This is a genomic window from Acinetobacter lwoffii (assembly GCF_024129595.1).
GTDB classification, from domain to species: domain Bacteria; phylum Pseudomonadota; class Gammaproteobacteria; order Pseudomonadales; family Moraxellaceae; genus Acinetobacter; species Acinetobacter lwoffii_O.
Genome location: NZ_JAMXXS010000005.1, coordinates 63,851 through 83,822, shown reverse-complemented (window position 1 = coordinate 83,822; position 19,972 = coordinate 63,851). Strand labels below are relative to the sequence as shown.

The following is a 19,972-nucleotide window of genomic DNA, read 5'->3' as shown; positions in this document are numbered from 1 at the left end:
CCGGCATGAAATCACGTTATACTGATTAAACCGATGATTTTAATTTAATAATTTAGCCCCCTTAAGCGAGATTGTAATGAGTCAACCTGAATCGACTTCCCAAAATGTGTTACCGACCTGGGTCGAGTCGTCACTCATCAAAGGCATGCTGCGTGGTATCGAGCGTGAAAGCTTACGTATGCAAAGTGATGGTTTCCTGTCACAGGCAGCGCATCCTCGTGCCTTGGGTTCAGCCTTGACTCATCCACATATCACCACGGACTATTCTGAAGCATTGATGGAGTTTATTACTCCGCCACAAGACAGTATTAAAAAGGCGCTGGACTATCTCAGCGATATTCATGCAATTGTACATCGCCATCTGGAAAATGATGAAAAGCTCTGGCCTTTGTCGATGCCGTGTATGCTGGACAGCCGCGATGACAGTATTCCGCTGGCACAATATGGCAGCTCGAATATCGGTCTGTTTAAAACCTTGTATCGTCATGGTCTAGGTGTGCGTTATGGCCGCCGTATGCAGACGATTTCAGGCGTGCATTACAACCTGTCTTTCCCGGATCATCTGTTCGAGGCCTTGCAACAGCAGGAACAGGACGAGGCGCTGCAAGCATTGAGCTTGCAGGATTATCGCAGTCATCGCTATATGGGCCTGATCCGTAACTTTATTCGTCTGACCCCACTGGTGATGTTCCTGATCGGGGCCAGTCCGGCGGTCTGCCAGTGCTTTATGACTGGCCGTGATCATTTCTTGCTGCCATTGGTCAAAGGCACCTTGTATTCGCCTTATGCGACTGCGCTACGTATGGGACGTTTTGGCTATCAAAACTCTGCACAGAAACAGCTCGGTATTCACTACAATAATTTGCAGGACTATCTGGACGGACTGCAAAAAGCCGTTAAAACGCCGTATAAACCGTTTAGTCGTCTGGGACTAGATGATGCCAATGGCCAGCCGATCCAGATCAATGATCATGTGTTGCAAATCGAAAATGAATATTACAGCTTAGTGCGCCCGAAACAGGTGCCACTCGCGGGTGAAACCCCGTCACAGGCCCTTGAAAATCGCGGGATTGCCTATGTCGAGTTACGTGCCGTCGATGTCAATCCCTATAGCCCGATTGGGATTAATGAAGATACGGCCGGCTTCCTCGAAGTGGTAGCTTTGTACTGTTTATTGCAGGACAGTCCGGCGCTCCTCAGCGATGAACAGGATATCATTGAGCAGAATCAGGCCGAGGTCGTGAATCGTGGCCGTGCGCCAAATGCGGCAATTATGGAAAATGGTCAGTCTTATCCGATTGAAGACTGGTGTGCCATGCATTTGCAACGTATGCATCCCCTGGCCAAGCTGTTAAATTCGGCCTATGACACCACCTTATATACTGATGCTCTAAAAACCATGATGATCCGGGTCGATGAAGTCGATGCCACCTTGTCTGCTCTGGTGGTCGGGGATACACGTGAGCAGGGCGGTATGTGGCATTTTGGCCAACATCTGGCCCAACAGCACAGCAGTGTCTATGAAGAACATCAGCTCAGCCCGGAAACCCTGGCTTATTTTGAAGAAATGTCACAAAAGTCATTGCAGCAGCAACAGCAACTCGAGCAAGATAGCAGCGTCAGTTTTGCTGATTATTTAGCCCAATATCGATAAAAAAATAAGAGGATTCACCATGCAATGGGGTTATCGCTTCGTGAGTGGTATGTTGTTTCTGGCTGCTGTCATCGGCATGGCATTTGCCTTATATCTTGAGCATGTACAAGGTCTGGCGCCTTGTCCGCTCTGTGTGTTTCAGCGTGTCGGATTAATCGGACTCGGGATCATCTCACTGATCGCATTCCTGCATAATCCCGCATCTAATCTCATGAAGCGGTTCTATACCTTGCTGGGTTCGCTCAGTATTTTGTGGTCTGTGGGCGTGGCTGCGCGTCATGTCTGGTTACAGAACCTGCCACCGGATCAGGTGCCGAGCTGTGGTCCCGGTCTGGAATACTGGCTGGAAACCCTGCCGATGCAGTCTGTACTGCAACAGGTCTTAAATGGTTCAGGGGAATGTGCCGCGATTGACTGGACCTTTTTGGGTCAATCCTTGCCTGTCTGGTCTTTGATCTTTTTCAGTATTTTATTGTTGATTAGCCTGTGGCAACTGCTGCGTAAATATAAAAAGGCACCGGTTAAACGACTCAGAGATAAATATTAATTCCATATTTAATAAAAAAGCCCTCAATCGAGGGCTTTTTTATTTTGCTGAAGTTCAGGTCAGGGCAATGCCTTCCAGACTGTCCAGATCCATCACATATTCATGAATCTGATCAAAGGCTTCATCTTCTATACTTGGATAGAACCAGCGCGCCACCTGCTCGGCCACCAGCGGATGATACTGAATTTCAAAATGGTTCAGGCCGTAGAAAATCGCCTTGTTTGCATCCGGGACTTTGAGCTGGAAACGTGGATTGGGATGCTCGCCCAAAGCACTTTTAATACTGACCAGATAATCACCAATCACATGTAAGGTCTTGTTTTTTTGGTTTTTAAACTCGATGGTACCGGCGACCAGATAGGTATCGATATGCGAGGGAATCGGGGCAGGTTTACGGTGATCATCCATAAAGCCGATCCGAAGTGGATTATGCTCCCAGTCATCATCCCGGACGCTGCCATGGCGTAAATCCAGAATACCGTTACTGCGAATATTGACCAGATGGCCAAGCAGCCGGATCAGTGGAAAATGTCCAAGTTTGTCCTGCAAGCTAAAACCAAAACGTTCCAGTACCGCACCATGATGCGGTGAACCCAGACAGACCAGATTCTCCACCATGTTGACCCAGCTATACACATTCTGCTTGCCATAGAACAGTGCGCTGCGTGACACCAGTCCACCCATGCTATGCCCGATCAGGTCAATACTGGTAATTCTCGGATTGCGAGCAATCAGATCCTGTAATGTATTCGCCAGACTTCGACCATTGGCAGAAATCCGGCGTCCAGTATTGTAATTCAGATAGAGCATGGTATTGCGGTCGCGCTGCGCCAGTAATTTTGCCCCAATGCCTTCATATTTGCGATTTGACCAGTCTAAATGGTTCATGCATAAGCCATGTACAAACAAAGTAATACGACCGCTTAGCTCACCTTTTTGCAGCGAGCCATAATGGTCATAGATCACCATCGGCAGGGCTAGAGGGTTTTGATATTTCAGCAGATAATCCCCGATAATGCCATTTAAGACACTGACCAGAAAATGCAAGGAAGGTGTCAGCGGTTTATTATGCAGTTTAGGAAAGCGTTCAATAATCTGGCGCAAAGCAGGGGCAATCAGGGTATTACCGTAATGAAACAGCATGTCATAAGACATTTGATAGAGCCGCACAATCGACGGAATATTCTGAATTTTTTCAGAATTATTTTCACTTAAACCGAAAATACTCATTAAAATTTCGCGTTGAATACTCTTGATCAGCTCCTGGATCACATCGTTAAAGCGCATCGTTACCAGCTGCGCCAGACCTTCCAGTACATCGGCCTGACTCGGCGGGGTTCGATCCCATCGACAATAGGTTTCATGTAACGGTGTCAAACTTGGCATCTGATCCTGTCCTTTCAATGAGCCGCATGTGGTGCCATCTTTCTTTTTAAAGAACTTCGCGGTATAAATTCTTTTTCTTGTTGAGTTTCCTGATTTTGAGGGCCTCAGCTTAAAATAACGAGAATGAGAGAAGATTTTGAGCTTTTTTGTCAGACAATTTAAGCAATTAACTGGTCTTATAACGTAGTGTACTTCACATTATTTAAATTAAATTTTGATGATTGATGGGTTTTTTGTTGGTAGTTCATGAATATCATTTATTTGCATGGTTTTAAGAGTAATTCGAACTCGATCAAGGGGAAATTGCTGCAACATTACTGTGCAAAGTATCCTGAAATTCAGGTACATTTACCCGATTTAAACATGTCACCGAAGGCTGCCATTGCGTATGTTTCTGGCCTGATTGAATCGATGCATGATGTGGCGTTACTGGGCAGCAGTCTCGGCGGATTTTATGCGACACATCTGGTCGCACAGCATGCTGTGCCTGCTGTACTGATCAATCCGGCAATGCGACCATGGCAACTGTTTCGTGAACTGTTTGACGAGCAACTGCCTTATCAAGTCCATCCGAACTGGTGTCTGGATGAAGCAGATCTGGTACAACTCCAGCAATTGGCCCTGCCTGTTGCACAAGATGCAGACAAAATACTGGTTCTGCTGCAACAAGGCGATGAAGTTTTGGATTATCGTGAAGCACATCGTTATTATAGTGCTGCGCATCCCCCTGCAATACTGATGACTGAAGCGCATGGCAGTCACGGGATGGATGATTTTGCGGAAAAAATTCCGTTCGTCTTACAGTTTTTATTGGACTGCATAAAAAAGGAAACCGAATAACGTGTCTCAATATACGGCTCAATCTCTTGAAGTTTTATCTGGTCTGGATCCGGTCCGTCGTCGTCCGGGCATGTATACCGATACTTCTCGTCCCAACCATTTGGCACAGGAAGTGATTGATAATGCTGTCGATGAGGCACTGGCAGGACATGCCAACAAGATTACCGTCACGGTCTATAAAGATGGTTCTTTATCAGTCGAAGACAATGGCCGTGGGATGCCGGTGGATATTCACCCTGAATACGGCCAGAGCGGTATTGAAATTATCATGACCAAACTGCATGCCGGCGGTAAGTTCAGCACCGATAACTACCAGTTTTCCGGTGGTTTGCATGGCGTCGGGATTTCAGTGGTCAATGCGCTTTCGACCCGGGTAGAGGTTGAAGTTCAGCGTCAGGGCAATCTGTATAAAATGGCCTTTGAAAATGGCGAACCGGTTGCACCGCTTGAAGTGCTGGCAGGTAAGGCACCGAAACGGGTATCAGGAACTACGGTACAATTCTGGCCTGAAGCCAAATATTTTGATTCGCCTAAATTTGCCCTCAAAGCGTTAAAACATAATCTCAAAGCCAAAGCTGTTTTGGCGGCGGGTTTACAGATCAATTATGTTGATCAGATCAATGATGAAAAGATTACCTGGCAGTTTGAAAATGGTCTGGTCGACTATTTGATGGACGAGCTGGAAGACCGTGAAATTATTCCGGCACCGGCTTTTGTCGCCACAGGTGACGCAGAGCGCGCCAGCGCAGAATTTGCGATTTGCTGGAATGTCGAAGGCGGAGAAAGCGTCCAGGAATCTTATGTCAACCTGATTCCGACCGCACAGGGCGGAACCCATGTGAACGGTCTGCGTTCAGGCGTGACTGATGCGATGCGTGAGTTCTGTGAACTGCGGAATTTGCTGCCACGGAATATGAAACTCTCTGTCGAAGATGTCTGGGACGGCGTCAACTATATCCTATCATTGAAATTTCAGGAGCCGCAGTTCTCGGGTCAGACTAAAGAACGTCTGTCGAGCCGTGAAGCAGCAGGGATTGTGCAGAATATTGCCAAAGATGCCTTTGCATTATGGTTGAACCAGAATTCTGACATCGCCATGCAACTGGCAGAAATGGCCATTTCCAAAGCCGGTCGCCGTCTCAAAGCAGCGAAAAAAGTAGAACGTAAGAAAATTGTCGCGGGTCCAACCTTGCCGGGGAAACTGTCGGACTGTGTAGGCCATGATCTGGATCAGTCAGAACTGTTTATTGTGGAAGGGGATTCTGCGGGTGGTTCGGCCAAGCAGGCGCGTGATAAGAACTTCCAGGCGATTATGCCAATTCGTGGAAAAATCCTGAATACTTGGGAAGTCTCTTCTGACGAAGTTCTAGCATCGCAGGAAGTACACAATATTGCGATTGCCATTGGCGTTGATCCGGGTTCGGATGACTTGTCTGAACTGCGTTATGGCAAGGTCTGTATCCTGGCGGATGCCGATTCGGATGGTTTGCATATCGCGACTTTGCTGTGTGCCTTGTTTGTGAAGCATTTCCCGACTCTGGTAGAAGAGGGGCATTTGTATGTCGCAATGCCACCATTATTCCGTATTGATGACAACAAAGATGTGCATTACGCTTTGGATGAAGATGAGCTGAATAGCATCCTGAAAAAATGCAAAACCAAGAATCCGCAAATTACCCGATTCAAGGGTCTGGGCGAGATGAATGCCAGTCAGTTACGTGAAACCACGCTTGATCCAAACACGCGTCGTCTGGTGCAACTGGATCTGGATGATGCTCATCATACCGCAGGGTTACTGGATAAACTTTTGGCGAAAAAGCGTGCCAGTGACCGCAAAGACTGGTTGGAGCAAAAAGGTAATCTGGCAGATTTGGTGGTTTAAACTATCGAATTTAAGCAGTAAAAAATCCCGCAAGCGCGGGATTTTTTGTTTTAAAACAGTGCAAAAAATATTCAAGGTGCTGCACTTTATTTGTACATCATCTTCTATCTTAGTTTTGGCATATTTTGATTGGTCTTTATGCAACTTATTTAAAGTTGAGTCTGAGTTCTACATTGCAATAGGGCTTTAAGTCTTTTTAGTATGACTAAATACATGATTCATAATACAAATAATGAGATCAGTTAAAGTGAATTTTTTTATTTTTTGAAGCCTTGGCACAGAAATTGAATCACTCCATCCAGATGTACAACAAGACAAGCATGAAAAATGCACCATTATAAAGTTTGGAGAAAAATCTGATGTTCCAACGCAATTTATTTTCAAAAAGTATTTTAGCCGCAACCATGGCAGGGGCTGTTGCATTAACGGGGTGTTCAAAATCTGCTGAAAAAGCAGAAGCCCCGGGCGCAGAAAGCAAAGTCGCAGATAGCGGCGACACGATTAAAGTCGGGATCCTGCATTCATTGTCAGGCACGATGGCAATTTCTGAGACCTCACTGAAAGACACGGCCTTAATGGCGATTAAGGAAATCAATGACAAGGGTGGGGTACTGGGTAAGAAACTGGAACCGGTGGTGGTCGATCCAGCATCAGACTGGCCACTGTTTGCAGAGCAAGCACGTCAGCTGATTACCCAAGACAAAGTCGCGGTAATTTTCGGTGCATGGACGTCGGTGTCACGTAAATCTGTCTTACCAGTGGTTGAAGAGCTGAATGGCTTATTGTTCTATCCCGTACAGTACGAAGGCCAGGAACAATCCAAAAATATTTTTTATACCGGTGCTGCGCCTAACCAGCAAGCCATTCCAGCCGTGGAATACTTGATGAGTGAAGAGGGCGGTAAAGCGGAGCGTTTTGTTCTGCTCGGTACAGACTATGTTTACCCACGTACCACCAACCAGATTTTACGTGCTTTTTTAAAGTCTAAAGGCGTGGCTGATGCGGACATCATGGAAGAGTACACGCCATTTGGTCATAGCAACTATCAAACCATTGTCGGCAATGTGAAAAAATTCGCAGCTGGTAAAAAGACTGCGGTGATCTCGACCATCAATGGCGACTCGAATGTGCCGTTCTATCGTGAATTGGGTAATCAGGGCATTAAAGCCTCTGATATTCCCGTCATGGCGTTCTCGGTGGGTGAAGAAGAACTGCGTGGTATTGACACCAAGCCATTGGTCGGTCATTTGGCGTCATGGAACTATTTCATGTCAGTGAAGAATCCGGTCAATACAGAATTTACCAACAAAATGAAGCAGTATGCGGTGGAATTCAAACTGCCGAATGCAGACAAGCTCGTGACCAATGACCCAATGGAAGCAACTTATGTCGGGATTAACATGTGGAAGCAAGCCGTTGAAAAAGCAGGTTCTACAGAGGTCGATAAAGTCCGTGAAGCGATGGCAGGTCAGGAATTCAAAGCCCCATCCGGCTATACCTTAAAAATGGATGCGACGAATCACCACTTACACAAGCCAGTCATGATTGGTCAGATTCGTGGCGATGGACAGTTTGATGTGGTCTATAAAACGCCACAAGCCATCCAGGCACAGCCTTGGAGCCCGTACATTCCGAAATAACAGCTATCTTTTGCCTGCCACAGCCGTGGCAGGTGTCCTCTGATTTTTTTCTTACTCTCCACGGAAAATTTCCAATGGAATAGGGGTGAATATAATGAATATTCGCGTGAATATCGTCGCTATTTTTCTGGTATTTGTACAGGTTATTTGTGTGCAACTGGTATCAGCAGAACAATCCTCAAATAGCACTGCATTGACTGCAGCAATACAACAAGATGCAATCCAGCAATTTGTGCAAGGTGATTTTGCCCAGCGCCGTGCTTTACTGAAGCAATGGCCGGGCAGTATTGAGCAGTTAGATCAGCTTGCAGAATATGTTGAAAACGAGCAGCTTTATAGTGGGGCTAATGGTCAAACCTATATTTTAGAATCGGACGAAAAATTACTCAGCTATCCGAGTCTAGGCATCGTTGCAGATTGGCCGAGTGACTTATCACAAGTGACTTTGGTGAATACCTTGCGTAAAGCGCTCAACTTTGGTTTGGCACAAAGAAAACTCAAATCTGAAGATGCTTCCGAGCGTTTAGAAGCGATTGATATTTATGAAAGCAACTTGGCAGAGCTGAATGTTGCTCACATCAATGCCCTGTATTTGAACGAACAAAATAACAAAGTCAAAGCCCGTTTGGCCCAGCTTAAAGCGCGTCTGGATTATCAAGATGCAGATGTCTTAGTTAAAATTCAAGCGGCGAAAGCCTTGCAAGACTCCAATCGTCCCGATGTCTTGGCGATGGTGGAAAATGAGCTAACACAGCCGAATTTACATCCAGAGCTGAAAGCGGCTTTGCTTGAAGCGAAAAACAGTATTAAAACCCGTATTCAAGCCAGTGAATGGACAGGACATTTATTTTCAGGTTTAAGTACCGCCAGTATTTTGTTGCTTGCTGCACTGGGTCTTGCGATTACCTACGGTTTGCTCGGTGTGATTAATATGGCGCATGGTGAGCTCATTATGATTGGCGCCTATACCACTTATGTAGTGCAAAGCCTGTTTAAAAGCTATTTGGGCAGCTATGTCGATTGGTACTTAATCGCCGCGATTCCTGCGGCATTCTTGGTAAGTGGGCTGATCGGCATGTTGATTGAACGTACCGTGATTCGTCCGCTATATGGTCGCCAGTTGGAAACCTTGCTTGCCACTTTTGGTGTCAGCCTGATTCTGATGCAATTGGTACGCATGACTTTTGGTGCGCAAAATGTCGAAGTTTCTAACATTTCCTGGCTGTCAGGCGGGATCTCGATTACTCCAAGCTTGATGCTGCCCTATAACCGTATTGCGATTATTGTCTTTACCATTGCAGTGCTTTTGTTGTTGGTTTATTTACTGAATAAAACCCGTTTTGGCCTCTTTGTTCGTGCCGTAACGCAAAACCGTCAAATGGCGCAAGCCGTTGGTATTCGTTCAAGCCGTATCGACATGATGGCTTTTGGTTTGGGTTCAGGTCTTGCTGGTCTTGCAGGCTGTGCCTTGGCACAAGTCGGTAATGTCGGGCCAGATTTAGGGCAAAACTACATTATTGATGCCTTCTTGGTGGTGGTTGTCGGTGGTGTAGGTCAGGTGTGGGGTGCAGTTCTTGCAGCGCTTGGTCTGGGTATTAGCGGTACCGCCTTGGAAATTGGTATTGGTGCGGTACTGGCAAAAATTGTTCTCTTGGTGCTTGTGATTTTGTTTATTCAAAAACGTCCACAAGGTTTGTTTGCCATCAAAGGCCGTTTTGTGGAGTAAGCACATGAAGATTACACAATTACTTTCAGATAAACCACGTAGCGGTATCGCCATAGCCGTGTGCTTTGCCATCTTATTGGCATTGCCATGGCTACATTTATTACCTGCTGATTCAGCGCTGCATTTATCTGCGTATTGGGTCACCCTGATTGGCAAAATCATGTGTTTGGCTTTGGTGGCGTTGGCACTGGATTTGGTCTGGGGCTATGCCGGGATTTTAAGTCTGGGACATGGTTTGTACTTTGCCCTTGGCGGTTATGCCTTTGGCATGTATCTGATGCGCCAATCGGCAGGCGATAGCATTCCTGACTTTATGCGCTTCCTCAGTTGGACGAAAGTACCGTGGTTTTGGGTCGGTACGGAATACTTCCTTTGGTCATTGGCACTTGTGGTTTTAGTACCGGGTATCATTGCCTTTATTTTTGGTTTCTTTGCTTTTCGCTCGAAAATTAAGGGCGTGTATTTCTCGATTATTACTCAAGCCATGACTTTTGCAGCAGCGCTTCTATTCTTCCGCAATGAAACCGGCTTTGGTGGCAATAATGGCTTTACAGGCTTTAAAACCATTCTAGGCATGGACATTACCTCTGCATCGATGCGTGCGAGTTTGTGCTTTATCACCGCACTGGTATTGCTGCTCTGTTTTGTTGGTTTACGTCATTTAATGAATAAACCCTATGGTCGGGTGTTGGGGGCAATTCGTGACAGCGAAAACCGTCTGCAATATTTGGGTTATCGTACGCTTTGGTACAAGCTCTCTGCTTGGGTGCTTTCTGCGGTGATTGCAGGGATTGCAGGCGCGCTGTATGTGCCGCAAGCAGGCATTATTAATCCAAGTGAAATGAACCCGGTGAACTCGATTGAAATGGCAGTTTGGGTGGCAGCGGGTGGACGTGGCACACTGATTGGCCCACTAATTGGTGCAGGCATCATTAACGGGGTAAAAACCTATTTTACTTCGGCTTATCCTGAAGCATGGCTGTTGATTTTGGGTGCGTTATTTATTGTGGTGACCATCTTTCTGCCAAAAGGCATTATTGGTCTGTTTGACCGTTTTAAAAAGGAGCGTAGCGAATGAGCGAGATCCTACAACCGCATGGTGGTCATGCCACTGAAGGCTATGGTCGTCCTAAAGAACAAGGCGCGGACTTTACCCACGGTATTGCACTGTATTTAGAAAAAGTCAGCGTCTGGTTTGATGCTTTTCGTGCCTTAAATGATTTGTCGCTCTACATTGAAGAAGGGGAATTACGCTGCATCATAGGACCCAATGGTGCAGGGAAAACTACCTTGATGGATGTGATTACCGGCAAAACTCGACCCACTGAAGGCACCGCATTTTTCGGGCAAAACTATGATTTAGCCAAAATGAGTACCGAAGAAATTGCCGAAGCAGGCATTGGGCGTAAGTTCCAAAAACCGACGGTGTTTGAAAATTTCACGGTCATGGAAAATCTATTACTCGCTGCACCGAAAGACAAACGTGTGAAAAAAAGCCTCTTTAGCAAGCTTGATCCGGATGCACAAAATGCCTTGGATGAATCCCTCACTCAAATTCGTCTGCAAGAGTTCATTAATAAACCTGCTGGCTTGCTGTCACATGGTCAAAAGCAATGGTTAGAAATCGGTATGTTGCTGATGCAACGCCCTAAACTGATTTTGCTTGATGAGCCTGTGGCAGGGATGACTGATGCCGAAACCGAACGCACGGCAGAGCTGTGTTTAGAACTCAAGAAAAATCACACCCTCGTTGTGGTCGAGCATGATATGAGTTTTATCGACACCATTAGTGAAAAAGTCACGGTATTGGCGCAAGGCGCAATTTTGGCAGAAGGCACATTGGCAGAAGTACAAACCAATGAAGATGTCATTGAAAAGTATTTAGGACGTTAAGGAGACCGCGATGTTAGAAGTCAAAGACGTCAATCAGTTTTATGGTGGCAGTCATATTTTACGTGATGTGTCATTGACTGCACCTGTGGGTGAATGTTCGGTGGTGCTTGGGCGCAATGGGGTGGGGAAAACCACGCTCCTTAAATGTCTGATGGGTATTTTACCGATTAAATCCGGACAGATTTTGCTGGATGGTAAAGACATATCCAAGCTCGGTCCTGAACAGCGTGTACGTGAAGGTTTGGCTTATGTGCCACAAGGTCGAGATATTTTTTCAACGCTGACGGTGGAGGAAAATATCCTCATTGGTATGGCGAAATATAAAGGAGCAAAGACACGCAAAGTGCCTGAGCATCTCTATGAAATTTTCCCTGTCTTGGACGAAATGAAGCATCGCCGTGGAGGAGATTTGTCCGGTGGGCAGCAGCAGCAACTTGCGATTGCCCGTGCTTTGGCATCTGAGCCGCGTGTGTTGATTTTGGATGAACCAACTGAAGGCATTCAGCCGTCAATCATTAAAGATATTGGTCGGGTCATTCGTAAACTTGCTGATGGTGGTGAGATGGCGATTGTGCTGGTTGAGCAGTTTTATGACTTTGCTGAAGAACTTGCCGATGGATATACCGTAATGGCACGCGGGCAAGTCGTTGCACAAGGTGTAGGTAGTGAAATGCCGGAGAAAGGCATTCGGGAGTTGGTGGCAATTTAATTTCCCTCACCCTAACCCTCTCCCTATGGGAGAGGGAAACTCTCTTTAGATTTTTAATAGTTTTAATAAATACTCTTCAATCTGAAATTCTAACACTCGCTCTTTATCAAAGGCTTTATCTAACCATGATGTAGTCCAACCTTTTTCACTCATTTTGATTATATCGGGATGATCAAGTCCAATTAGTTCATCAGACTCAAAAAACATGTAAATTTCAGATATAGTTTCAATGTATTTTTCTGAAAGTGTATCAAAATATTCATCATTTTGGATTTTGCTTAAACGATTTAAAACCTTTTCCAAATTAACCATACTATGTCCTAATGACTCTAGTAAATTTTGATAGTTAGCAGGTATCGGATTCAAATAATATTCTGATATAAGTAGAAAATTATTATCTTTTTCTGTTTCATAATTGAATTTGTTAACGATTTTAAAATTCAATGCAGAGACTTCATGTACAGTATCTAATGCATCTAAAACAAAATCTCGTTGTAGGCTTTTATTAAATTGTTTTTTCCAAGAATGAAGTGCAAATACTGCAACAATCAATGTGCCTAAGCTAGTAATAAAACTACCTAATGTGAGTAAGTTGGAATCCAAATTTTTAGCTCTTAAAATTATTTTTAGTCATTTGAGTATATAACAAAAAATAATTAGGCTAGATATAACTTCTTCTGAAGTTTCAATAGTTTGATTGAATTGAAAAATTACAATGATATTCACTTCCAATCAGATCCACCATTGCAAAATCACCCAGAGTGTCTAAGCTCAAAAGCGCTACTCCACTTTTAAGTATGCACCCTCTGCCGAGACATTATGACCAAAACCACAAGACATCGGATTGCTGCTATTCACCACAATCTGTTGTCCAATTTGAGCGTTAAACTGAAATTTTAAATCAATTTTGCAATCTTCTACGCTGTAATTGGTCTGAGCTTTATTCAGTGGCATGCGGGTTGAAAATTCTCCCATATTTGGTCCATAAATCAGACTGCGCAAACCCATATAGAGTCCATTAAACTCAATCTGGTAGGCATTAGAAACTGGTTTAACTTCCATCGTATTCCACTGACCAAAACCTGCATAGCGGACATATTTTCCTGCAAAATTCTTCGGTTTTTCTGGTGCAGGTAACTGTTTTAGATTGAACTGGCTGGCTTTAGTATTCGGAAAAACGGAAAACCAGGCGCGTGCCCATTGCGGCTTTCCAAGCTTGGCATAACTTAAACCGACATTATTAAATGCCGTGGTGATATCACGCTCAGAAAAAGCTGTAACGCCGTCTTCTACATTCATCGCACAAAAAGATGACCAAGCGGCTTGTTGCTCAAATTGCGCTATAGCCTTTTGATATTGTTTTTGGTCGTAGAATTTCTTGCCATTATTTGCATAGCTTTGCACTTTGCTACAGCCTGAGCGGAGCTCTTTTTCAAAATCTGAATCAGCAAAAGTGTGCGCGCTTAAACCTAAAAGACCGATAGACAATAGAGATTTATACATAGTGTTATTCAGTATGATTTTGAGCTGAATAATACATAGCCGCTAGTATAAGTAAATAGAACTTGTGCTTATTAAACTGGATAACAACCAAATATCGTGATGACCAAATATTAAAAAGCTGAAAAGGAGTGTCCAGAAAGCAGTTCTGGAATAGCTTTAAACTAAGAATGAATCAAGCTCGATCCAGATTCAGTTGCAAGAGGACCAAATCACGCCATTGCCCAAACTTCTGTCCGACTTGCGGCATATAGGCAGTTTGAACGAAACCCAGTTTTTCATGCAGACGAATCGATGAGGTGTTTTCTGAATCAATCGCTGCGACCATGATATGCAATTTCTGTACTTGAGCCTGTTCAATTAAATACTGTAATAATTTAGAACCCAAACCTTGCCCTGCATAATCTGGATTTAAAAAGATGGAATGTTCTACCGTCTGTTGAAAGCCCTGAATACTACGAAACTGATCATAACAAGCATAGCCAGCAACGACTTGATTTTGAATATCTTCAACCACAAAAACCGGGAAATTCTGATTTTTAAGCTGTTTAAACCAGATTTTGAAATAGTTCAGATCAAAGGCTGTTCTGTTCCAGGTCGCAGTACCATAAAGTACTTCCTGATTATAAATCTTGAGGATGGTTTCAAGATCATGTTCGGTCGCAGGTCGAATGTCAAAATCAGGCATATTCTTGTTCTGGTAAGGTTGATCTGAAATCACAGTTTAAAAAAAAGCAGAACCGGAGTTCTGCTTTTGATCATACATCAATTAGAAATGGTATTTAACCAATGCACTAACATCATTTTGATCTAAGTCTTTAATGGCATATTTGTTATTCCAAACTGAATGTTCAATACCCACATACAATTTTGTTTCTGGAGAAATGTGTTTGCCTACATTCCATTTGTACTGAGATGTCCAGTTTAACTCACTTGCGTGACCATTCTTTTCAGCTGTTGACCAGTCTAAGAATGCATCAGCCAAGAACTCTTCACCGCCAATTTTAAATGGGACTGCGTAAGTGATCGTCATTTGATAATCATCTTCACTGCCATCATTTTCAGCTTTGTAGAAGTTCACATTTGCATAATTTGTATATGGAACATTTAAAGCAAAACCAACACCATACAAGTAGTTGTTAAAGCCTTGACCGCCTTCCCAAGTTGTTGCGATCAATACATCTTTGATAGGGCCCAGTTCAAGTTTTTGGCCAGTTACCGCACCAAGGCTTAAACGTGGTGCAACTTCGAAATAAGTGTCATTACCAGCATCTGTGTTGCTACGGTCAGCAAAAGCAAAGAAGTCACCATATTTAAGACCAGCAGCATATTCAGCAGTCACAGTACGTTGCTCTATTTCATCACCAACGACAGGGTAAGCATAGTTTTCACCATAAAGACCTGTAACGCTAAAGTCCTGCCAAACTGGTTTTGCTTGAGCAAATGCTGCAGTTGAAGCCAATGCACAAAGTGCCGCAAGTTGTGTAAATTTCATTTAAATCTATCCCCCCGAGAAAGCAGAATAAGCATACAGATTAATAAGTAAAAATAAAGTTAAAAGTGATCGCTGACTTAAATATATTTCAGCCCCCATGAGTTGAATGAAGACGATCATCTTCCTCAGTTTTCATTGCCTTTCGCTGATACTTCTCTAAATTATTATTTTTTAAATAAAGTTGAATATGTAGTGCCTTAAAAGACTGAATGTATAACTAAAAATATAAAATCACTTCAATTTACGATGATTAACTTACAAAATCAGTAAAAAATAGGGGGGGATATACAGATTGTTTAGTAATTAATTTGGGCCTGAGGCTGAACAGCTTTGTTCTGTTTGTGTAATGAGGTTAGTTTGAAAATCTCAAATGACCGTCGTTTTATAAGCCTGTTCTCAGCCTCTTCAAGTGAGATTGAACGGTCTTATATTTCAATGAAAAATTATTTTGCAGGTTGTTATTTTAAAATGACGAAAGAGTATTTTTCCCGGTTATGCAAAAGCAACTAAATAATGATAAAGCAAATGATCTATTCAGGACTGTAAGGCTGACTAGGCACTGATCTTATAAGATAAATTATTAGGTAAAAGTGAGCTAATTTCGATAAAAAATACTTTTAATTCCTCCTTTTTTAGGTTTTCTGGTCGAGTGTTATTTAAGCGATTTATCGGTCTGGCTAAAAAATTATTTCAAATTAAATCATGTGAAAGGTTGTGAAATTTCCGTTTGAAAAATCCTGTATTTTTGAGCTGAGTAAGCAGTTGTCACAATGGATTATTCTTTTGCTAAAAAACCAAAATATCACTTGCATATTTCCAAGATACAGCCGATATTCAAGATATAAGGACACGATTCTGCAGACTCAAAAATGTGTTCATCATTCAAAATGGAGGGTGTGATTCCAATCATTTGAAGAAGTGAAATGCGATGCGAAACAGCAAGCTACAAACGTGCCAAGATAAAAAATTTTGCACTCAAAAGTTACAAAGATTGAGGATGGTAATATATGAATATTGAACTTCGTACCGATAACCACATTCAGAATAGTGATCGTTTAATTACTTATGTACGGGAAGAATTAAATCAAGAATTCCAGCGCCACAGCGAACGTATTACCCATTTTTCAGTCCATCTTAGTGATGAAAATGGCGCCAAAGGCGGCGATGACGATATTCGTTGTATGATTGAAGCGCGTCCTGCAGGCTTGAAACCTGTCGTAGTCAATCATCGTGGCCATAATGTCGATACTGCGATCCATGGTGCAATTGACCGACTAAAACGTAGTCTGGAACATGTGATCGAGAAAAAAGACAATGTTCGTCCTGGTGCTCTCGAACTAGCAGACACAGATACTGCGGATATCGAAGACTAAGCCGAACCGATTTGAAAAAGCCCTGCGGGGCTTTTTTCGTATTAAACAAAAATATAGTTATGAGAAGCACAACAAATCCTGCTTTATTCGGCATAATAGTCGAAAACGAATCAAAGTGAGCTCCATCATGTTAACTGCGCAACAACAACTTTTTGTGCAAGCACTCGAAGAATTAAATCTGGACCAGGTCAAACAGCTGCTGGCAGATGGACTCAACCCGAATTTTATTGATCATGACAAAGGCCCGGTGATTTCGGTCTGGTCAGATGGCCTGTTTAAATGGTGGGAAGAAGTGTGTGAGCTGTATGAAGCCGGAACACCACTTTCAGAAGAGGAGAAACAGGCACGTTTGGCGGTACATTTACAGATTCTGGAAGAACTGATCCAGGCCAAAGTGAATCTGCATTTGTGGGATGCAGAAGAAATTTATGGTCCACTCTGGGATGCCGCAAGTGCCGCATGCGCGCCAGCTGTACAGCGTTTACTGGATGAAAAAGTCGATCCAAATAGCAAAGATGAAGATGGCATGACTATTTTATCTTCAATTAGTGATCTATTCTTTGATTGTGATTTTGATGAAATCAACTGGTCAGAAGCCTTGGATGAAGAAAAACAGACGCTAGAACTGCTTCGCAAGCATGGCGCAAAAATGACCAAAGAACTCAGTTAAATTTTAATAAAGAGCTCCAACATGACAACATTAAAAACCTTGGGTTTGATTGCACTGGCCGGTTGTAGTGCACAGCTTTTCGCAGCAGATTTTGAATTTGATCGACCAGGTGAGGGTCTCAGTACTGGAATTACTCCAGTCGGAAATGTCGCTTGGGAGCAAGGCTTGCCTACAGCGCGTTATAGCAAGTCGGGCGATCAGACCGCGACCACACTCAGTGCAGATATGTTGTTACGTACCGGACTCAGTGATGATCTGGAATTGCGTTTAGGTTGGGCTGGCCCGACCTGGACCCAAGTGAAATCCAATGGCCAGACCGAAGAAGATGATGGTCTGGGCGATGTTAGTATTGGTCTGAAAAAGGCCATTGATTTGGATGATGACAAACTCAGTATGGCTTTGCTGGCCGAAGCCATCATTGCAACAGGCAATGCCGGTTTCACTAATGAAGAAGATATTTACAGCTTGGGTTCTGTCGTGTCGTATCAATATAATGACTTGGTCAGTACCGCATTGACCATGCGTTATGAATGGCAGGACAGCAACTGGGCAGTGTCTGCGATTCCTTCTCTAGGCTACCGCATTACTGATCGCTGGTCAGGTTATTCTGAACTGATTTACCGTAAAGCGGAAAGTGTCGATAATCAATACGCACTCGGTACCGGGGTTATGTATGCCTTAAACGACCGTGTCCAATTGGATGCGAATGTCGGTGTAGATCTGGATGGTGCAGATCGAAGTTACTTCTCAGGCTTAGGTTTCTCTGTGCTGTTCTAAGTTATTCAACTCACAGATGATGAAATACTCGCAGTTCCCGACCTGGGGGAAAATGCTTGCCCTGGTTATTTTGGGAAGCACCTTGTTCAGCAGTCCTGCTCAGGCGGAAACTGCATTGTTGTCTGCCGAGCAGGCTTTTCCTGTGAGCGTGATCTCCACCAGTCAGCAGCAGGCTGAACTGAGTTGGCAGATTCCAGACAACTATTATCTGTATCAGCATAAAATTGAAGTCCGGCAGGGCAACCAACCGGTGTCGTTTGAGTTGCCACCCGCTGAAGATTTGTATGATGATAACTATGGACATACCCAGGTTTATTATCAGCAGTTAAAGTTTCAGATCCCGACTCAAGCGGGGCAATCCTATCAGGTCAGTTGGCAAGGCTGTGCCAAAGACCGGATCTGTTATCCGCCACAAACCATTCAGTTCAAGACCGATTTGTCCGGTCTGGTGCAATTCGAAGCTGCCGGATCAGGAGCAAAGCGTTTACTTGATCTGAATACTTCATCACTGCAACACAATACCCTGTTTAATACAGTGGATTCCTCAGAATCTACAGCAGATGAAATCTCTGCATCAGCCAACACACAAACCGAACCTTATGCAGCACAAGACCAGAAATGGTCAGCCCAGTTGCTTGAGCGCTCTTTGGGCTATGGGCTTTTACTGTTCTTCGGCTTGGGAATTTTACTGGCTTTCACCCCGTGTTCCTTGCCGATGCTGCCAATTCTGACCTCGTTGATCGTACGTGACAGTAAAGGTCTGAAAGCCTGGATGATTGCACTGACTTTTGTCAGCAGTATGGCCGCTGTCTATGCAGTACTTGGCCTAATTGCGTCTTCAGCTGGTCTGAACTTCCAGCGCTGGTTGCAGCAACCGGGAACCCTGATCGCATTTAGCATCCTATTTGTCCTGTTTGCCCTGAATCTGTTTGGCCTGTTTGAAATCAAACTGCCGCAACGTCTGGTTCATCGTCTGGATCGAGCACAGGCTATGCAGCAGGGAGGCAGTCTGGTCAGTGCCGGTGTCATGGGCATGATTTCGGCGCTTCTGGTGGGGCCATGCATGACCGCACCGCTGGCAGGCGCATTATTGTTTATTTCCCAGACGCAAAGTCAGTGGCAGGGAGCTTTACTGCTGTTTACTTTAGGTTTTGGGATGGGCACGCCTTTATTGCTGGCCAGTATTCTGGGTGCACGGATTCTGCCTAAAGCCGGGCATTGGATGAATCAGATCAAAGTGCTCTTTGCCTTTATCATGCTGGCGCTAGCGCTGTATTTTATTCGCCCACTGATTTCAGAAGCCGCTTTACAGTGGTTATCCTTAGCTTTGGGCATGACCTTCGTGGCTTATGTGCTGTTCCGGATTTTCTGGCATCGCACTGGTCTAAGATGGCTGTATATCCTGTGTCTGGTACTGGCCGTGCCTTATATTGCTTATAGCCAATATCAGCATAGTCAGCGGTTTTTTGTGGAGCAGGTGAGTACAGAAGCCAACTGGCATGTGGCACGCAGCGCAGCAGAATTTCAGCAAATTTTGGCCAAAGCATCGCAAGGGCAAAAGATCATTATTGATGTCTACGCCGACTGGTGTGTCGCCTGTCAGCCGATCGAACATCGTATTTTAAAATCTGCAGCGGTGCAGCAGGCTCTGGCGCCATATTTCCTGATCAAGCTGGATTTAAGCCAATATAATGTCTCTCATCAAGCGCTGTTAAACCAATGGGAAATTCTCGGGCCGCCAACGTATTTATTTTTGAATGCGCAGCAGCAGGAAATTAGGGGTTTACGTTTAACCGGTGCTTTTAGCGAGGCAGAATTGCTGGCACAGCTGCAAGCACTGGCTCAAAGTGAAAATCCATAATTTAGTTCTTAAAAAAAGC

General features: G+C 44.2%; 18 protein-coding genes. 13 read left to right on the top strand and 5 right to left on the bottom strand.

Going from position 1 to position 19,972, the window contains the following annotated elements; genetic code table 11:
• Window positions 1-76 precede the first annotated feature (76 nt).
• Together gshA and NI466_RS04525 are read left to right on the top strand one after the other, a co-directional pair.
• On the top strand, window positions 77-1,654 hold the full coding sequence (gene gshA, locus NI466_RS04530; RefSeq protein ID WP_253172886.1) for a glutamate--cysteine ligase: 1,578 nt from the start codon (window positions 77-79) through the stop codon (window positions 1,652-1,654).
• Between the two features lie 19 nt (window positions 1,655-1,673).
• Entirely contained in the window at window positions 1,674-2,201 is a 528-nt protein-coding gene (locus NI466_RS04525) for a disulfide bond formation protein B (protein ID WP_219307980.1), read from the top strand.
• A 54-nt stretch (window positions 2,202-2,255) separates the two neighbouring features.
• On the opposite strand, the gene NI466_RS04520 is transcribed toward NI466_RS04525, so the two are convergent.
• Window positions 2,256-3,587 (bottom strand): GPI inositol-deacylase, encoded by a 1,332-nt coding sequence (locus NI466_RS04520; RefSeq protein ID WP_253172885.1) that lies wholly within the window; start codon window positions 3,585-3,587, stop codon window positions 2,256-2,258.
• Between the two features lie 246 nt (window positions 3,588-3,833).
• Here NI466_RS04520 and NI466_RS04515 point away from each other — a divergent pair, with 246 nt between their 5' ends.
• From NI466_RS04515 to urtE, 7 genes are all read left to right on the top strand, one after another.
• Window positions 3,834-4,427, top strand: coding sequence for a YqiA/YcfP family alpha/beta fold hydrolase (locus NI466_RS04515; RefSeq protein ID WP_253172883.1), 594 nt, complete (start codon window positions 3,834-3,836; stop codon window positions 4,425-4,427).
• Between the two features lies 1 nt (window position 4,428).
• The gene (parE, locus tag NI466_RS04510; RefSeq protein ID WP_253172881.1) at window positions 4,429-6,309 is read left to right on the top strand and encodes a DNA topoisomerase IV subunit B; all 1,881 of its coding nucleotides are present in this window, start codon (window positions 4,429-4,431) and stop codon (window positions 6,307-6,309) included.
• Window positions 6,310-6,668: 359 nt separating this feature from the next.
• Window positions 6,669-7,949, top strand: a complete 1,281-nt coding sequence (urtA, locus tag NI466_RS04505; RefSeq protein ID WP_253172879.1) for an urea ABC transporter substrate-binding protein — start codon at window positions 6,669-6,671, stop codon at window positions 7,947-7,949.
• Window positions 7,950-8,043: 94 nt separating this feature from the next.
• Window positions 8,044-9,675 carry an urea ABC transporter permease subunit UrtB gene (urtB, locus tag NI466_RS04500; protein WP_253172878.1) on the top strand — a complete coding sequence of 544 codons (1,632 nt, stop codon included), beginning with the start codon at window positions 8,044-8,046 and terminating at the stop codon, window positions 9,673-9,675.
• A 4-nt stretch (window positions 9,676-9,679) separates the two neighbouring features.
• Window positions 9,680-10,753: an urea ABC transporter permease subunit UrtC gene (urtC, locus tag NI466_RS04495; protein WP_253172876.1), complete on the top strand. Its 1,074-nt coding sequence runs from the start codon at window positions 9,680-9,682 to the stop codon at window positions 10,751-10,753.
• Entirely contained in the window at window positions 10,750-11,568 is an 819-nt protein-coding gene (gene urtD / locus NI466_RS04490) for an urea ABC transporter ATP-binding protein UrtD (RefSeq protein ID WP_253172874.1), read from the top strand. The genes urtC and urtD overlap by 4 nt, the downstream gene beginning before the upstream one ends.
• Before the next feature lie 10 nt (window positions 11,569-11,578).
• Window positions 11,579-12,277 carry an urea ABC transporter ATP-binding subunit UrtE gene (gene urtE, locus NI466_RS04485; protein WP_253172872.1) on the top strand — a complete coding sequence of 233 codons (699 nt, stop codon included), beginning with the start codon at window positions 11,579-11,581 and terminating at the stop codon, window positions 12,275-12,277.
• A 45-nt stretch (window positions 12,278-12,322) separates the two neighbouring features.
• Here the strand turns inward: urtE and NI466_RS04480 are convergent, their stop codons facing one another.
• The 4 genes from NI466_RS04480 to NI466_RS04465 all read right to left on the bottom strand — a co-directional run bounded on the left by NI466_RS04480 (window position 12,323) and on the right by NI466_RS04465 (window position 15,272).
• Window positions 12,323-12,880 carry a hypothetical protein gene (locus NI466_RS04480; RefSeq protein ID WP_005250272.1) on the bottom strand — a complete coding sequence of 186 codons (558 nt, stop codon included), beginning with the start codon at window positions 12,878-12,880 and terminating at the stop codon, window positions 12,323-12,325.
• 177 nt (window positions 12,881-13,057) lie between these two features.
• Window positions 13,058-13,780 (bottom strand): tetratricopeptide repeat protein, encoded by a 723-nt coding sequence (locus tag NI466_RS04475; RefSeq protein WP_253172870.1) that lies wholly within the window; start codon window positions 13,778-13,780, stop codon window positions 13,058-13,060.
• 172 nt (window positions 13,781-13,952) lie between these two features.
• Entirely contained in the window at window positions 13,953-14,465 is a 513-nt protein-coding gene (locus NI466_RS04470; RefSeq protein WP_085064846.1) for a GNAT family N-acetyltransferase, read from the bottom strand.
• A gap of 81 nt (window positions 14,466-14,546) precedes the next feature.
• Complete coding sequence (locus tag NI466_RS04465; protein WP_085064845.1) at window positions 14,547-15,272, bottom strand: outer membrane protein OmpK; 726 nt, start codon at window positions 15,270-15,272, stop codon at window positions 14,547-14,549.
• 1,007 nt (window positions 15,273-16,279) lie between these two features.
• Here NI466_RS04465 and NI466_RS04460 point away from each other — a divergent pair.
• The 4 genes from NI466_RS04460 to dsbD all read left to right on the top strand — a co-directional run bounded on the left by NI466_RS04460 (window position 16,280) and on the right by dsbD (window position 19,953).
• A complete protein-coding gene (locus NI466_RS04460; RefSeq protein ID WP_004647220.1) occupies window positions 16,280-16,645 on the top strand; it encodes an HPF/RaiA family ribosome-associated protein in 366 nt (121 codons plus the stop codon).
• 127 nt (window positions 16,646-16,772) lie between these two features.
• Window positions 16,773-17,315 (top strand): ankyrin repeat domain-containing protein, encoded by a 543-nt coding sequence (locus NI466_RS04455; RefSeq protein WP_004647221.1) that lies wholly within the window; start codon window positions 16,773-16,775, stop codon window positions 17,313-17,315.
• Between the two features lie 21 nt (window positions 17,316-17,336).
• Window positions 17,337-18,092, top strand: a complete 756-nt coding sequence (locus NI466_RS04450) for a transporter (RefSeq protein ID WP_004281287.1) — start codon at window positions 17,337-17,339, stop codon at window positions 18,090-18,092.
• Window positions 18,093-18,111: 19 nt separating this feature from the next.
• Window positions 18,112-19,953, top strand: coding sequence for a protein-disulfide reductase DsbD (gene dsbD / locus NI466_RS04445; RefSeq protein WP_253172925.1), 1,842 nt, complete (start codon window positions 18,112-18,114; stop codon window positions 19,951-19,953).
• The last annotated feature ends 19 nt before the right edge of the window (window positions 19,954-19,972 follow it).

What these genes read in the sequence shown, in the direction of transcription:
- gshA (WP_253172886.1), top strand. Translation starts at nt 77, where the DNA reads ATGAGTCAACCTGAATCGACTTCCCAAAATGTGTTACCGACCTGGGTC.
- NI466_RS04525 (WP_219307980.1), top strand. Translation starts at nt 1,674, where the DNA reads ATGCAATGGGGTTATCGCTTCGTGAGTGGTATGTTGTTTCTGGCTGCT.
- NI466_RS04520 (WP_253172885.1), bottom strand. Translation starts at nt 3,587, where the DNA reads ATGCCAAGTTTGACACCGTTACATGAAACCTATTGTCGATGGGATCGA.
- NI466_RS04515 (WP_253172883.1), top strand. Translation starts at nt 3,834, where the DNA reads ATGAATATCATTTATTTGCATGGTTTTAAGAGTAATTCGAACTCGATC.
- urtA (WP_253172879.1), top strand. Translation starts at nt 6,669, where the DNA reads ATGTTCCAACGCAATTTATTTTCAAAAAGTATTTTAGCCGCAACCATG.
- urtB (WP_253172878.1), top strand. Translation starts at nt 8,044, where the DNA reads ATGAATATTCGCGTGAATATCGTCGCTATTTTTCTGGTATTTGTACAG.
- urtC (WP_253172876.1), top strand. Translation starts at nt 9,680, where the DNA reads ATGAAGATTACACAATTACTTTCAGATAAACCACGTAGCGGTATCGCC.
- urtD (WP_253172874.1), top strand. Translation starts at nt 10,750, where the DNA reads ATGAGCGAGATCCTACAACCGCATGGTGGTCATGCCACTGAAGGCTAT.
- urtE (WP_253172872.1), top strand. Translation starts at nt 11,579, where the DNA reads ATGTTAGAAGTCAAAGACGTCAATCAGTTTTATGGTGGCAGTCATATT.
- NI466_RS04475 (WP_253172870.1), bottom strand. Translation starts at nt 13,780, where the DNA reads ATGTATAAATCTCTATTGTCTATCGGTCTTTTAGGTTTAAGCGCGCAC.
- NI466_RS04470 (WP_085064846.1), bottom strand. Translation starts at nt 14,465, where the DNA reads ATGCCTGATTTTGACATTCGACCTGCGACCGAACATGATCTTGAAACC.
- NI466_RS04465 (WP_085064845.1), bottom strand. Translation starts at nt 15,272, where the DNA reads ATGAAATTTACACAACTTGCGGCACTTTGTGCATTGGCTTCAACTGCA.
- NI466_RS04460 (WP_004647220.1), top strand. Translation starts at nt 16,280, where the DNA reads ATGAATATTGAACTTCGTACCGATAACCACATTCAGAATAGTGATCGT.
- NI466_RS04455 (WP_004647221.1), top strand. Translation starts at nt 16,773, where the DNA reads ATGTTAACTGCGCAACAACAACTTTTTGTGCAAGCACTCGAAGAATTA.
- NI466_RS04450 (WP_004281287.1), top strand. Translation starts at nt 17,337, where the DNA reads ATGACAACATTAAAAACCTTGGGTTTGATTGCACTGGCCGGTTGTAGT.
- dsbD (WP_253172925.1), top strand. Translation starts at nt 18,112, where the DNA reads ATGAAATACTCGCAGTTCCCGACCTGGGGGAAAATGCTTGCCCTGGTT.